Genomic DNA, 13,114 nt, shown 5'->3' with positions numbered 1-13,114 from the left:
CTCCTAGCTATCCGATACCACAACAGTGATGTGGCTTGTACGCTTAAGGATGCGGTCTGCGCGTCCTTTAGCACGTGGCATAATACGTTTCATTGTAGGACCTTCGTCTACAAATACTTTAGCCACTTTAAGCTCATCAATGTCAGCACCTTCGTTGTGCTCCGCGTTCGCGATAGCAGACTCAAGTACTTTTTTAACTAATACAGCCGCTTTCTTCGGGCTGTACGCCAGGATTTCTAGCGCGCGATCAACCGGAAGTCCACGGATCTGATCTGCCACTAGACGTGCTTTCTGCGCCGAACCAGAGGCGAATTTGTGTTTAGCTAATGCTTCCATCATACCCTCCGATTAACGCTTCTTAGCTTTCTTATCCGCAGCGTGACCGCGGTAAGTACGTGTAGGTGCAAATTCACCCAGTTTGTGACCGATCATTTCGTCTGTGATGAACACAGGAACGTGCTGACGACCATTATGGACAGCGATGGTCAATCCGATCATGTTAGGTATGATCATTGAACGACGGCTCCAAGTTTTAATTGGCTTCTTGTCACCGCTTTCCAACGCTTTCTCTACCTTCTTCAGCAAGTGTAGGTCAATAAATGGACCTTTCTTGAGAGAACGTGGCATGGCAATTCCTCAACTATTATTTAGTACGACGACGTACGATAAACTTATCAGTACGCTTGTTCTTACGAGTCTTGTAACCTTTAGTAGGTACGCCCCATGGAGATACAGGGTGACGACCACCAGAAGTACGACCTTCACCACCACCGTGTGGGTGGTCAATCGGGTTCATGGCAACACCACGAACTGTAGGACGGATACCACGCCAACGATTTGCACCAGCTTTACCTAGTGAACGTAGCATGTGTTCTGCGTTACCTACTTCGCCAAGAGTCGCACGACAATCAGACTCAACCTTACGAACTTCGCCAGAGCGAAGACGTAGTGTTACGTATTGACCTTCACGAACAAGGATCTGTACGTAAGCACCAGCAGAACGTGCAATTTGTGCACCTTTGCCAGGTTTAAGTTCAACGTTGTGTACAGTAGAACCTACAGGGATATTACGCATAGGTAGTGTGTTACCAACCTTGATTGGTGCATCAACACCAGATTGGATTGCATCACCTGCTTTAAGACCCTTAGGTGCAATAATGTAACGACGCTCACCGTCTGCATATAATACAAGAGCGATGTTTGCGCTACGGTTTGGATCGTACTCTAGACGCTCAACTTTAGCTGGAATGCCATCTTTTGTGCGTGTAAAGTCGATTACACGGTAGTGTTGCTTATGACCACCACCGATGTGACGAACCGTGATACGACCGTTGTTGTTACGACCACCTGATTTAGAGTTTTTCTCTAATAGCGGAGCGTAAGGCTTACCCTTGTGTAGATCAGGGTTAACCACTTTAACGACGTGACGACGACCCGCAGAAGTTGGTTTACACTTTTGAAGTGCCATAATTCTAACTCCCCTTATTACTCGGCGCCGCCGACAAAGTCTAGCTCGCTACCTTCTTTAAGAGTAACGTATGCTTTTTTCCAATCGCTACGACGGCCAAAACGCATACCAGTACGCTTTGTCTTACCCTTAACATTTAGAGTGCGAACACCAGTTACTTCTACTTCGAAAAGCTTTTCTACAGCTGCTTTAACTTCAGCTTTAGTTGCATCTTTAGCTACTTTGAAAACGATAGTATTGTTTTCTTCAGCAGATACAGTGCTCTTCTCAGAGATGTGTGGAGCAAGGATTACTTTTAAAAGACGTTCTTCACGGATCATGCTAGCGCCTCCTCAAGTTGCTTAACAGCAGCAGCAGTAATCAGAACCTTATCGAAAGCGATTAGGCTTACTGGGTCGATGCCAGCTACGTCACGCGTGTCAACCTTGTACAGGTTACGTGCAGAAAGGAATAGATTCTCATCTACTTCTTCAGTCACGATTAGTACGTCTTTAAGCTCAAGTTCTTTAAGCTTAGCTACTAGTTCTTTAGTCTTTGGTGCTTCTAGACCAAAGTTTTCAACAACTACTAGACGATCTTGACGAACAAGCTCAGAAAGAATGCTCTTGATCGCACCGCGATACATTTTACGGTTAACTTTTTGGCTGTGATCTTGCGGCTTAGCTGCAAAGCTCACACCACCGCTGCGCCAGATTGGGCTGCGGATTGTACCAGCACGTGCACGGCCAGTACCTTTTTGGCGGAATGGTTTCTTACCACCACCGCGTACTTCAGAACGTGTCAATTGAGCACGAGTACCTTGGCGAGCACCTGCTGCATAAGCAACAACTACTTGGTGTACCAATGCTTCGTTAAACTCACGTCCAAAAGTAGCTTCGGAAACTTCAAGCGCGCCAGCGCCTTTAATTGCTAATTCCATCACTAAATCTCCAGGACTTATGCTTTAACAGCTGGTTTAACGATAACGTCACCGCCGATAGCGCCAGGTACTGCACCTTTAACTAAAAGCAAGTTACGCTCTGCGTCAACACGTACTAGTTCAAGGTTCTGTGTCGTTGAACGAACATTACCCATTTGACCGGCCATTTTCTTACCTTTGAAAACTTTACCAGGAGACTGGTTTTGACCGATTGAACCAGGAGCACGGTGAGATAGAGAGTTACCGTGAGTTGCGTCTTGCATGCTGAAGTTCCAGCGCTTAACACCACCTTGGAAACCTTTACCTTTTGAAGTACCAGTAACGTCTACTTTTTTCACTTCAGTGAAAAGTTCAACAGTTAGCTCTGAACCTACTTCAAATTCACCTTCACCGCCGTTAAGACGGAATTCCCACAGGCCGCGACCCGCTTCAACGCCAGCTTTAGCGAAGTGACCCGCTGCTGGTTTGTTTACACGGCTTGCTTTTTTCTCGCCTGCAGTAACTTGAAGCGCGTTATAACCGTCAGTTGCGTCAGATTTGATCTGCGTAACACGGTTAGGAGTCGCTTCGATAACTGTCACAGGGATAGATACACCATCTTCAGTGAAGATACGTGTCATACCCACTTTACGACCGACTAGACCTAATGCCATTTTCCTAAAACCTCTCTAATCTTCCGATTAACCCAGGCTGATTTGAACATCAACACCAGCAGCAAGGTCTAGGCGCATTAGAGCGTCTACAGTCTTGTCAGTTGGTTCTACGATGTCGATCAGACGTTTGTGGGTGCGGATTTCATACTGATCACGCGCGTCTTTGTTTACGTGCGGAGAGATCAATACTGTGAAACGTTCTTTGCGCGTAGGTAGTGGGATTGGACCACGAACCTGTGCACCAGTGCGCTTCGCTGTTTCCACGATTTCCGCCGTTGATTGGTCAATCAAACGGTGGTCAAAAGCTTTTAGGCGAATACGAATGCGTTGATTTGACATTCTTAAACCTCAAAATAAAAAGAGCATTTAAAAAGAGCATAAAAAAACGACCGAGACTAACTCAATTATTCCTGAGAAGTCGGTTGTTAATTTATTTCTACCGTTGAACTCACAATTGGAGTTCCTGTTCATAGGGCCTGAAATCCAGACCTTTCATTTACTTTCCTAGACGCTACGGTCAAGAAAGTCTGCATATTATAGTGATATTGGTGATAAATGCAACAACTAATATAAAGTAATTTTATCGCTCGGATCCATAGGCGCTATCACGCAGATAAAGCACATTGAGCATCCACAATATTTCACTCACAAAAAGCATTTAGAACAAAATTCACTCTACTCATGCATTCGCTTCTGTTAGTCTTCTACAGACAAATATTGCGACAAGAAAACATGGATGACGCCTTTGTAAATGGTCAGTCCAGTTAAATCTTGGTATTCTATAGCTAATGATAATTGTTCGGTATTCCCATGCAGATTTTTTCTTATTTGCTTACAACCATCGCTCGCTGTAGCAACTGGCTTTTTGTTAAAAGTAAAGTATTGCCAGAGCATCCCATCGAGGATTACGAGCTAGATCCCAGCATTCCCACATTCTATGTAGCGAGACTCGACTCGGTATCAGACATGATAGCGCTAGACGTTATGTGTAAAAAGCTTGGTTTACCAAGACCATCTCAAAAAGCGCGAATTGGCAATAAAGAGCTCAATCGTTTTGTTGGGATCCAGACTCCGCCAAGTGTCTTTGGTAATAGTCATAAACCAAGTGATGCGCTTGAACATAGCAAAGCAATTTTTGAAGCCTTAAAAGATGACGACAATACCGATGCGCAAGTTATTCCGGTCACCATATTGTGGGGTCGTAATCCAGGTAAAGAAAAGCCAGGTGTGGGAACTTTATTATCCAACTCATTAACTCCAAGCTGGCTACGCAAATGCTTTGTGGTCTTGTTTTCAGGCAGGGATAACTTTGTTCGATTTTCCCGCCCGATTGAACTCAATCAATTGTTAAATGATAAAGCCGACGTTGACGAACTGCCACATAAGCTGCTGCGCGTTGCACGCGTGCACTTCCGTCGTCAAAAATTGGCTGCTACGGGCCCCAAATTGCCATCACGTGAGCAGCTATTTAATTCTATCTTAGCGTCGCAAAGCATTAAAAAGGCCATTGCTGACGAAGCAAAGGCAAAAGGTCTAAGTCAAGAAGAAGCAAGATTACAAGCACTTAGATTATTAGACGAAATAGCCGCAAACTATTCAGACGCCATGGTGCGCGTAGCTGACAGGGCCCTCACTTGGCTGTGGAACAAGCTTTATAATGGTATTGAAGTTAATAACTCAGACAAAGTACAAGCGCTTGCAGACAAAGGACACGAGATCATTTACGTGCCATGTCATCGTAGCCATATGGATTACTTGCTTCTAACTTATGTGATTTACCATCAGGGTTTAGTACCACCGCATATCGCAGCTGGCGTTAATCTCAACTTTTTCCCTGCGGGCCCGATTTTCCGTCGTAGTGGTGCCTTCTTTATTCGCCGTTCTTTTTCGGGTAACAAACTCTATTCCGCGGTATTCAAGGAATATTTAAGTCAGTTATTTATCAAAGGATATTCCGTTAAGTTTTATACCGAAGGTGGTCGCAGTCGTACCGGTCGTCTTCTACCACCAAAAACGGGGATGCTGGCAATGACACTGCAATCTATGCTTCGCGGCATTGATAGACCTATATCATTAGTGCCCGTTTATCTCGGCTACGAACATGTTATGGAGATCAACACCTACCTCAAAGAGCTGGCTGGCAACAGTAAGAAAAATGAGTCTATTTTTGGTATTTTTAAGGCGATTAAGAACCTTAAAAACTATGGTAGAGGGTATTTAAATTTCGGCGATCCGATATCAGTCAACCAATTTTTAAATGAGCATCAACCAGATTGGCGTGGTTCTATTCACCCTACCGAAACTCAAAAGCCAGCTTGGCTGAACAAGCAAGTTGCCGATCTCGCTGATGTCATCATGACTGAGATAAATAACTCAGCAGCACTGAACTCAGTTAATTTGCTTGCGACAATTTTGCTGAGTAACGAGCAGTTTGCACTGCCTAAATCACAACTGCTACAACAGCTTGATTTGTATCTTGGATTACACAGAAATGCACCTTATCACGACAATGCGACGGTGCCAGATTCGAGCTCTGAGGGCCTACTCGATCATGCACTTAAGCTTGATAAGTTCGATATTATTGAAGACAGTTTTGGCAGCATCATTAGTGTTAAGGAAAAAGAACGCGCTCTACTTAATTATTACCGTAACAATATTCTGCACCTGTTTGCCGTACCTAGCTTAATCGCTCAGCAACTGTTCAACCGCTACAGCTTAACCGTTGATGAGTGCTGTAAAGAGGTAGCGCTTTTGTATCCCTTGTTTGCAAAAGAGTGGTTCTTAACAGGCCTTAAGACAGGATATATAGAGTCTATTTTTGAATACTTTGCGGCTAAGGATCTGATCACCTTTGATGGTCATCTAGCCTCTGTTAACAAAGATGGTAGCGCGTTGGCACAATTAGAAATGCTAGGTAAAGTGATCCACTTAACGCTTGAACGCTATGCAATCACGATTAACCTGGTTAAGCGTCATCAAGGATTAAGTCGTAGCGAGCTTGAAAAAGAAAGTGCACTTCTTGCCGACCGACTAGGAACTTTACACGGCATCAAAAGCCCAGAGTTTTTTGACAAAAAAGTGCTCAGCGCATTTGTCACTAGCCTAAAAGAGCAAGGCTTTATAGAACAAGATGAAGCCGCTGGCATTCGCGGCACAGAATCACTACATACTTTAGAGCAGTACTTAAAAGCCCTGCTACCGGCACGAATACATCAGTCTATTCAACATATCGTCTAATATCATAAGGCCCCAATTTAGGGGCCTACTTTATGGTGCATAGCAAAGCTTAAGCTAGACGATTATCTACTACTTGCTTTGTAACAACAGCAACAACACATAGTGCCGCCGCTATATCTACAGAGATTATTTGGTGCGGCCAAACTAAAGCGATACCTAAAAGCGCTAACCCTATCCTGATTGGTTTATTGAGCTTTGCCTCTGCATAACCGTATATCGCTGCTACCAAAGCGTACATTCCCACAAGCGCAGTGAAAAAAACCTGCATGATCTCAAAGTTACTCCCCCCAATAAACGGCGTATAAGCAAACAGTAAAGGAACGATGTATAGTGCTTTGGCCGTTTTCCATGCTTCTATTCCTGTTGCCATCGGCGGTGTTTTGGCAATTCCCGCAGCGGTAAACGCGACCAAGCATACCGGCGGTGTTACATTGCTATCTTGCGATAACCAAAAAATAATCATATGGGCAGAGAGTAACATCATGGCTAAATGCGTGGCATCAAATTGGCTACTGCGAATAATATCAATAGCCTCTGGCGGCAAGCTTGCCAAAATAGTAAACACTTGAGCCGTGGTAATATTTGGCTGGTTGTATATCTCACCTAGTGCTGGCGCCATCATACTCATCATCATCGTCGCAGTGTCATTGAGTTGACCATTTACTATGATCTCTACCAGTGCTGACTGGCTGATCAAGCCATACAAAGCCGGTGCAGAAAGCGTTGCCAATACAATATACGATGCCGTCACGGGCAGTCCCATACCGATAATTAACGAGGCCAATGCAATCAATACCAACAACAGTATCAAGCTTGCTCCCGCCCATTCATTTATCATTAGAGAAAAAGTAACCCCTAAGGAGCTGATCGAAATACAATTCACCAGTATGCCAATGGCAACCAATAATATTGCTGTCTTGGCGCTGTTTTCAGTTGCATTTGCAAGCCCAGCCAAAATCTTTGACCACCTCATCGGCGCAGGTGAAAACAAAGAAAACAGACACACACTGAGCGTCGCAATGCTGACTGCATAAGTTGGCGTAAAGCCATAAATCATCAATGTTACGAGCAACACGATAGGTAATAAATGATGCCAACCGGACTTCAGCTCTTGCCAAGCACTCAATTGCCCTGACTCTAATGCTGGCTGGATATTCAAACGTTTAGCTTGAATACGTACAAAGATGGCAATAGATGCAAAATAAAGCAGTGCGGGAACAAAGGCCGCCGCAATTATCGTAAGATAAGGAATTTGAGTATAAGAGGCCATCACAAATACACCTGCCCCCATAATCGGCGGGATCAGCTGACCTCCCGTCGATGCTCCGGCTTCAACTGCTGCTGCAAACTTTGCAGGAAAGCCAGCTTTCTTCATTAATGGAATGGTGATCACCCCAGTTGCCGCTGTATTCGCGATAGCAGAGCCCGATACGGAGCCCATCATACCCGAGCTCACGACAGCAACAAGTCCTTGCCCACCAACCATGCGGCCAACAAGTGCATTGGCAAAGCGAATGATAAAATCCCCTGTTCCTGCTTGGACTAGAAATGCGCCAAACAAGATAAACATAAAGACAAACGTCCAAGAAATTTTAGCAATAGGTCCAAACAAGCCGTCATCAAAGTAATTGCGAAACAAAATAGTTTCAGCGCTTAAACCAGCAAAATGAAACACACCATCAATATACTGTCCCAAAAACAGCACATAACTCATCGCCAGTAGGATCATCACCGGGATAAACCAGCCCATACAGCGCCGCACCAACTCAAGCGCGAGGAGTACAGCGGTCGAAGATGCTATCCAGTCAGCCGTAGCAAATTCATAATTACGCGCAGCCAACGCATCACTGTATAGAACAAGATAGCCGCAGCTCACGATTAAACCGATAAATAGCCCGATATCAATAACGCTAGAAAGCACTGCCAATTTGCCAACTCTAAGTGGCAAGGTGAGTAAGATAATGCTACCAAATAACATGAAATGGATGGCTGAAATATAATTATCCGGCCAAGTGGCGACCAAGTTAAAATAGAGGTGCAACAAACTCGTGAATATTGCTAAATAAAAAGCGATCCGCTCACGAGCCGCTGTTGGTACTGCTAATGTGCTTTGCTCATTGCTACTATTACTCATTGATAGATACTATCCCGTTTTACTTAGTTGGCGGCGTTACTGCAGATGAGCAGGTACGGTAATACCTATTTCTTTATAATACTTCAGCGCGCCGGGATGTAGCTTAGCAGGTAGTCCCATGAGTGCCTTTTCTATCGCCATGGCTTTAGTCGCTTTATGGATGGTTTGAAGAAAGACTAAATTTTCATAAATTGCCTTGGTGAGTAGATATACATCTTCCTCACTCATGTCTTTATGTGCTGCAAGAAAGTTTGGCTGCGCAATCGTTTTGATTGCGTTAGTTTGGCCGGGGTAAGTGTTCGCTGGGATCTCGAAGCGTGACCATAACTCTACCTCAGCGTTGACTTTATTTAGCTGCTCATCAGTGAAATCCAGCACAGTGATACCATTGGCATCGGCTGCATAAGCACTCGTAATAGCGCTGACCGGTACGCCTGCCGGAATATTCATTCCCGCAATCTGACCATTTTGTAGGGCGCTAGAAGAGCCCGCGTAACCTTTATGCACCAAAGTGAATTTGTCACTATCAACGCCCAGTGCAGCCATGATGTGCTTCCCAGAACCTTCCGTTCCAGAGTTACGCTTACCAATGCCAAACCCTTGTGAATATAGGTTTTTCAAATCTGAGACGTTGCCCGTTTTGGCATACTTCTTAGCAATGACAAAGTGCTCTACGTTTTGCCACAACATAGTCACTGAACGCAGATAATCTTGTTTGCCAACGGGTGCCATTGCCCCCGTCCCCTGCGTCGCCCACGCACCATAAAGACCCTGTAAAATAGCCAGTTCAGCTTCTTTATTACGCATGAGTTTGAGGTTATCACCAGAACCGGCAGAGGTAATGGCCGACACACTCATACCGTGCTGCGGCGTGACTTTTAGCTTAGTTAGTGTCGCAATCGCGACACCTACTGGGTAAAAAGTGCCACCAGATGAGGCTGTCGCCAAAATATAGGATCTGTCCTTATCTACATTGGCAAAGCTTGCAAAAGTACATAGTGACATTGTGATACTGAGCACAGCAGAAATCGTTCGAGCCGAAAGACCTAACATCTTTACACTCCCTAATTTTAGGTTTTATATGGGCTTATTGTGCACACCTTTACGTAATTAACCAAATTTTTACGTGACTGGTGGCAGGATATCAGCATATAGAATAGGGAGATTAAATGGTGAGAATATGGATTTTAAGCTGTCGAAAGTAAATATAAGAACATTATCGAATTGTTCGTTATAACCATCACAACGACAAAAATGATGCTTTAATAGGAGAATGACCCTTTTCGTTGGTCGCGATATAAAATCGCTGCTACGACAAAGAGTTTATCGCGAGGTAAACTCGCTCCCACCACAAAAATTCTATCTTTAAAATCGCGATGTAAAGTCACTGCTTCGACAAAGAGTTCATCTTTTAAAGCGTAATAATAAAAAGGTCTGTACTTCTTATTAGAGAACGACCCTTTTCGATAGTCGCGATATAAAATCGTATCAACAAAGGCATTAAAAAAGGCCGCCAAAGCGACCTTTTTTATGTGTGTTACGACAATCTACAGATTACTCTTCGATTGTTGCTACAACACCAGCACCTACTGTACGGCCACCTTCACGGATAGCGAAACGTAGACCTTCGTCCATTGCGATTGGTACGATTAGCTCAACAGTCATCTTGATGTTGTCGCCAGGCATTACCATTTCTACGCCGTCTGGTAGCTGGATGTCACCAGTTACGTCTGTTGTACGGAAGTAGAACTGTGGACGGTAACCTTTGAAGAAAGGAGTGTGACGACCACCTTCATCTTTCGAAAGCACGTATACTTCTGAAGTGAATTTTGTGTGTGGCTTGATAGAACCAGGCTTACATAGTACTTGACCACGTTCAACTTCATCACGCTTAGTACCACGTAGTAGTGCACCGATGTTCTCACCCGCACGACCTTCGTCTAGAAGCTTACGGAACATCTCAACACCTGTACAAGTTGTCTTCGTAGTTTCTTTAATACCTACGATTTCTACTTCGTCGTTCACGTTGATGATACCAGCTTCTACACGGCCTGTTACTACTGTACCACGACCCTGGATTGAGAATACGTCTTCGATAGGCATGATGAATGGCTTATCGATGTCACGCTCTGGCTCTGGGATGTAAGAATCTAGTGCTTCTGCAAGCTCAATGATCTTCGCTTCCCACTGCTCTTCGCCTTCTAGTGCTTTTAGCGCTGAACCTTGGATTAGTGGTAGGTCATCACCTGGGAAGTCGTACTCAGAAAGTAGTTCACGAACTTCCATCTCTACTAGCTCTAGTAGCTCTTCGTCGTCAACCATGTCACATTTGTTCATGAATACGATGATGTAAGGTACACCAACCTGACGAGAAAGTAGGATGTGCTCACGTGTTTGAGGCATAGGACCGTCAGTAGCAGCAACTACTAGGATCGCGCCGTCCATCTGTGCAGCACCAGTGATCATGTTTTTAACATAGTCAGCGTGTCCTGGACAGTCTACGTGTGCATAGTGACGAGTTGGTGTGTCATACTCAACGTGTGAAGTTGAGATTGTGATACCACGCTCACGCTCTTCTGGAGCGTTATCGATTGATGCGAAGTCTTTTGCTGTACCACCGTATACTTTTGCAAGTACGTTAGTGATTGCTGCAGTTAGAGTTGTTTTACCGTGGTCAACGTGGCCGATAGTACCAACGTTTACGTGCGGTTTTACGCGTTCAAACTTTTCTTTTGCCATGACGAAACCTATAAGTTTTGTGTATCTAGATTACATATAAAAATAATCCACGACGAGTGTGGATTAGAATTATTCAGTCTATTATAAATATTTTTTCGACAATTCAAAGGAAGTATTTGAGAAGATTCTTCGGAGACTGGTGCTGATAGGCAGATTTGAACTGCCGACCTCACCCTTACCAAGGGTGCGCTCTACCAACTGAGCTATATCAGCACGCCAGACGAACTGGAGCGGGCAGCGGGAATCGAACCCGCATCATCAGCTTGGAAGGCTGAGGTAATAGCCATTATACGATGCCCGCTTTAGGAACCTGTTCTTAACTACCTCTAACCGTCAAGAATAAAGTGGTGGAGGGAGCTGGATTCGAACCAGCGAAGGCTGAGCCGTCAGATTTACAGTCTGATCCCTTTGGCCGCTCGGGAACCCCTCCACGTAAAATTCTTTCCTAAAGCATCCTATACAAGATAGGGTAAAAAGATGGTGCCGACTATCCGAGTCGAACGGATGACCTACTGATTACAAGTCAGTTGCTCTACCAACTGAGCTAAGTCGGCACTGCTTTAGTACGGGGCGAGATATTAGAGCAACCATTGACTTGATGCAACAGGAATATGCAAAAAAATTTAAATTTATTGTTCAAACGCTCAGTTTTAAGCCAATCCCATGACATTTTTACAGTTATTGTGGGTTTTTCCACCAAACTGATAGCCCTTTGAATACCAAAAGGTCATCAAAAACCGCTGACGCAATATGGTTTTTTATTAACTCGCCATATCCACCTGCGCACAATACCAACGCAGACTCATTATTAAGTTGCTGTTTTGCACTATGTACGAGCCCAAGTGTTGCGGCTAACGCACCATTTTTCACCGCTTCTGGTGTATTTTTAGCAAATTCTGCGGCAAAAGGCGTGTTGTCATCACAAAATACCCGCTCTGCACGCGCGGTAATACTGGATATCATGAGATCGATGCCTGGCAAAATCCACCCACCCATGTGTATCCCTTGTGCAGTCACTACATCAACCGTGGTCGCAGTGCCAGAATCAATCACGATTATATCTTGCGTTGGATATAGAGCATGCGCGGCAAGTACCGCGAGCCACCTATCAATCCCCAAATTTTTAAAACTAGGATAGGCACAAGTTACCCCAGCTCGCCTAGGCGATACTTGTGCTTGCTCTAGCACAAGACCAAACTCAGAGGCGCGACTTTCCACCCACTGTAATCCCGCTCCCTTACCAACCTGAGAGCAGACAATTGCAGTTAGCTTTTGCCATTCAATATTACTTTCTTTTACAGGACTAATACGGCCTTCATGCTCAAGCGCATATTTAACTGCAGTATTACCTACGTCAATTAGCAGTTTCACGATATCACCTTTCTTAACGAAATTTCACCGCCATAAAAAGCTTTAAGCTCACCATCTTGCCTAAGCAATAAGCCACCTTGCATATCGATGCCTTCACAGATCCCACGCCACTCTCTTTGTCCAGTACTCAAGGTCACTGCGTCACCTTTAAAGGCATTTAGACTATTCCATTCGGTCACCATTTCGCTCAGTCCAGACTCTTTATACTGGGCAAGACGCTCAGACAAAGAGTGAGTGAGCTGCACCACTAACTGATTTTTATCAATTTGGCCTAAGTGCGTTTGCAGATCTGTCCAAGCTTGGTCGATGTGTTTAGAGGCTGATTCTGGCATGCATATATTTAGCCCAATCCCAATCACAAGATGGCAAGGCCCTTCTACTTGCCCCTCTAGCTCAACCAAAATCCCCGCCAGTTTTTGCTGGTTGAGATATATATCGTTTGGCCATTTTAATTCAACGGAAATACCATAAAGGACCTTTAACGCATCATATACCGCAAGTCCTACAGCAATAGATAAGCCCATCGCGGCTTGCATACCAGCGTCAAACTGCCTGCTTTAGTACGGGGCGAGATATTAGAGCAACCATTGACT

General features: G+C 44.6%; 13 protein-coding genes, 4 tRNA genes and 1 pseudogene. 1 reads left to right on the top strand and 17 read right to left on the bottom strand.

Going from position 1 to position 13,114, the window contains the following annotated elements; all coding sequences use genetic code 11:
• Nucleotides 1–3: 3 nt before the first annotated feature.
• The 7 genes from rplV to rpsJ are packed head-to-tail and all read right to left on the bottom strand — an operon-like array spanning nucleotide 4 to nucleotide 3,379.
• Complete coding sequence (gene rplV / locus PPIS_RS16250) at nucleotides 4–336, bottom strand: 50S ribosomal protein L22 (RefSeq protein WP_010376375.1); 333 nt, start codon at nucleotides 334–336, stop codon at nucleotides 4–6.
• 12 nt (nucleotides 337–348) lie between these two features.
• On the bottom strand, nucleotides 349–627 hold the full coding sequence (rpsS, locus tag PPIS_RS16245; RefSeq protein WP_010376377.1) for a 30S ribosomal protein S19: 279 nt from the start codon (nucleotides 625–627) through the stop codon (nucleotides 349–351).
• Nucleotides 628–643: 16 nt separating this feature from the next.
• The gene (rplB, locus tag PPIS_RS16240; protein WP_010376379.1) at nucleotides 644–1,468 is read right to left on the bottom strand and encodes a 50S ribosomal protein L2; all 825 of its coding nucleotides are present in this window, start codon (nucleotides 1,466–1,468) and stop codon (nucleotides 644–646) included.
• Between the two features lie 17 nt (nucleotides 1,469–1,485).
• Complete coding sequence (gene rplW / locus PPIS_RS16235; protein ID WP_010376382.1) at nucleotides 1,486–1,788, bottom strand: 50S ribosomal protein L23; 303 nt, start codon at nucleotides 1,786–1,788, stop codon at nucleotides 1,486–1,488.
• On the bottom strand, nucleotides 1,785–2,387 hold the full coding sequence (gene rplD / locus PPIS_RS16230; protein WP_010376385.1) for a 50S ribosomal protein L4: 603 nt from the start codon (nucleotides 2,385–2,387) through the stop codon (nucleotides 1,785–1,787). Before rplD ends, rplW begins: the two co-directional genes overlap by 4 nt.
• A 17-nt stretch (nucleotides 2,388–2,404) precedes the next feature.
• Entirely contained in the window at nucleotides 2,405–3,040 is a 636-nt protein-coding gene (rplC, locus tag PPIS_RS16225) for a 50S ribosomal protein L3 (protein ID WP_010376387.1), read from the bottom strand.
• A 27-nt stretch (nucleotides 3,041–3,067) separates the two neighbouring features.
• Nucleotides 3,068–3,379 (bottom strand): 30S ribosomal protein S10, encoded by a 312-nt coding sequence (rpsJ, locus tag PPIS_RS16220; protein ID WP_010376390.1) that lies wholly within the window; start codon nucleotides 3,377–3,379, stop codon nucleotides 3,068–3,070.
• Between the two features lie 471 nt (nucleotides 3,380–3,850).
• Here rpsJ and plsB point away from each other — a divergent pair, with 471 nt between their 5' ends.
• Entirely contained in the window at nucleotides 3,851–6,277 is a 2,427-nt protein-coding gene (gene plsB / locus PPIS_RS16215; RefSeq protein ID WP_010376392.1) for a glycerol-3-phosphate 1-O-acyltransferase PlsB, read from the top strand.
• Between the two features lie 49 nt (nucleotides 6,278–6,326).
• Here plsB and PPIS_RS16210 read toward each other — a convergent pair whose 3' ends face one another.
• The 10 genes and pseudogenes from PPIS_RS16210 to PPIS_RS16165 form a co-directional block, all read right to left on the bottom strand.
• Entirely contained in the window at nucleotides 6,327–8,411 is a 2,085-nt protein-coding gene (locus tag PPIS_RS16210; protein WP_010376394.1) for a TRAP transporter permease, read from the bottom strand.
• 36 nt (nucleotides 8,412–8,447) lie between these two features.
• Nucleotides 8,448–9,464 carry a TAXI family TRAP transporter solute-binding subunit gene (locus PPIS_RS16205; protein ID WP_010376395.1) on the bottom strand — a complete coding sequence of 339 codons (1,017 nt, stop codon included), beginning with the start codon at nucleotides 9,462–9,464 and terminating at the stop codon, nucleotides 8,448–8,450.
• A gap of 209 nt (nucleotides 9,465–9,673) precedes the next feature.
• Nucleotides 9,674–9,928, bottom strand: coding sequence for a hypothetical protein (locus PPIS_RS16200; protein WP_010376397.1), 255 nt, complete (start codon nucleotides 9,926–9,928; stop codon nucleotides 9,674–9,676).
• A gap of 37 nt (nucleotides 9,929–9,965) precedes the next feature.
• Nucleotides 9,966–11,150, bottom strand: a complete 1,185-nt coding sequence (gene tuf / locus PPIS_RS16195) for an elongation factor Tu (RefSeq protein WP_039494551.1) — start codon at nucleotides 11,148–11,150, stop codon at nucleotides 9,966–9,968.
• Nucleotides 11,151–11,287: 137 nt separating this feature from the next.
• Nucleotides 11,288–11,363: transfer RNA gene (locus tag PPIS_RS16190), tRNA-Thr, on the bottom strand.
• 13 nt (nucleotides 11,364–11,376) lie between these two features.
• A tRNA-Gly gene (locus tag PPIS_RS16185) sits at nucleotides 11,377–11,451 on the bottom strand.
• 44 nt (nucleotides 11,452–11,495) lie between these two features.
• A tRNA-Tyr gene (locus tag PPIS_RS16180) sits at nucleotides 11,496–11,580 on the bottom strand.
• 48 nt (nucleotides 11,581–11,628) lie between these two features.
• Nucleotides 11,629–11,704 (bottom strand) — tRNA-Thr (locus PPIS_RS16175).
• 124 nt (nucleotides 11,705–11,828) lie between these two features.
• Nucleotides 11,829–12,521 carry a type III pantothenate kinase gene (locus tag PPIS_RS16170; protein WP_010374559.1) on the bottom strand — a complete coding sequence of 231 codons (693 nt, stop codon included), beginning with the start codon at nucleotides 12,519–12,521 and terminating at the stop codon, nucleotides 11,829–11,831.
• Nucleotides 12,518–13,072, bottom strand: a pseudogene (locus PPIS_RS16165) (biotin--[acetyl-CoA-carboxylase] ligase); the annotation flags it as partial. The gene PPIS_RS16170 and the pseudogene PPIS_RS16165, both read right to left, overlap by 4 nt.
• Between the last annotated feature and the right edge of the window lie 42 nt (nucleotides 13,073–13,114).

Source organism: Pseudoalteromonas piscicida (genome assembly GCF_000238315.3).
GTDB lineage: Bacteria > Pseudomonadota > Gammaproteobacteria > Enterobacterales > Alteromonadaceae > Pseudoalteromonas > Pseudoalteromonas piscicida.
Note: the sequence above shows the minus strand (reverse complement) of the source record. Positions and strands in the feature narration are given on the sequence as shown.

Bases quoted from the DNA above. Each gene is read 5' to 3' on its own strand.
- rpsS (WP_010376377.1), bottom strand. From the start codon at position 627: ATGCCACGTTCTCTCAAGAAAGGTCCATTTATTGACCTACACTTGCTG.
- plsB (WP_010376392.1), top strand. From the start codon at position 3,851: ATGCAGATTTTTTCTTATTTGCTTACAACCATCGCTCGCTGTAGCAAC.
- PPIS_RS16205 (WP_010376395.1), bottom strand. From the start codon at position 9,464: ATGTTAGGTCTTTCGGCTCGAACGATTTCTGCTGTGCTCAGTATCACA.
- PPIS_RS16210 (WP_010376394.1), bottom strand. From the start codon at position 8,411: ATGAGTAATAGTAGCAATGAGCAAAGCACATTAGCAGTACCAACAGCG.
- rpsJ (WP_010376390.1), bottom strand. From the start codon at position 3,379: ATGTCAAATCAACGCATTCGTATTCGCCTAAAAGCTTTTGACCACCGT.
- tuf (WP_039494551.1), bottom strand. From the start codon at position 11,150: ATGGCAAAAGAAAAGTTTGAACGCGTAAAACCGCACGTAAACGTTGGT.
- rplD (WP_010376385.1), bottom strand. From the start codon at position 2,387: ATGGAATTAGCAATTAAAGGCGCTGGCGCGCTTGAAGTTTCCGAAGCT.
- rplW (WP_010376382.1), bottom strand. From the start codon at position 1,788: ATGATCCGTGAAGAACGTCTTTTAAAAGTAATCCTTGCTCCACACATC.
- rplV (WP_010376375.1), bottom strand. From the start codon at position 336: ATGGAAGCATTAGCTAAACACAAATTCGCCTCTGGTTCGGCGCAGAAA.
- rplB (WP_010376379.1), bottom strand. From the start codon at position 1,468: ATGGCACTTCAAAAGTGTAAACCAACTTCTGCGGGTCGTCGTCACGTC.
- rplC (WP_010376387.1), bottom strand. From the start codon at position 3,040: ATGGCATTAGGTCTAGTCGGTCGTAAAGTGGGTATGACACGTATCTTC.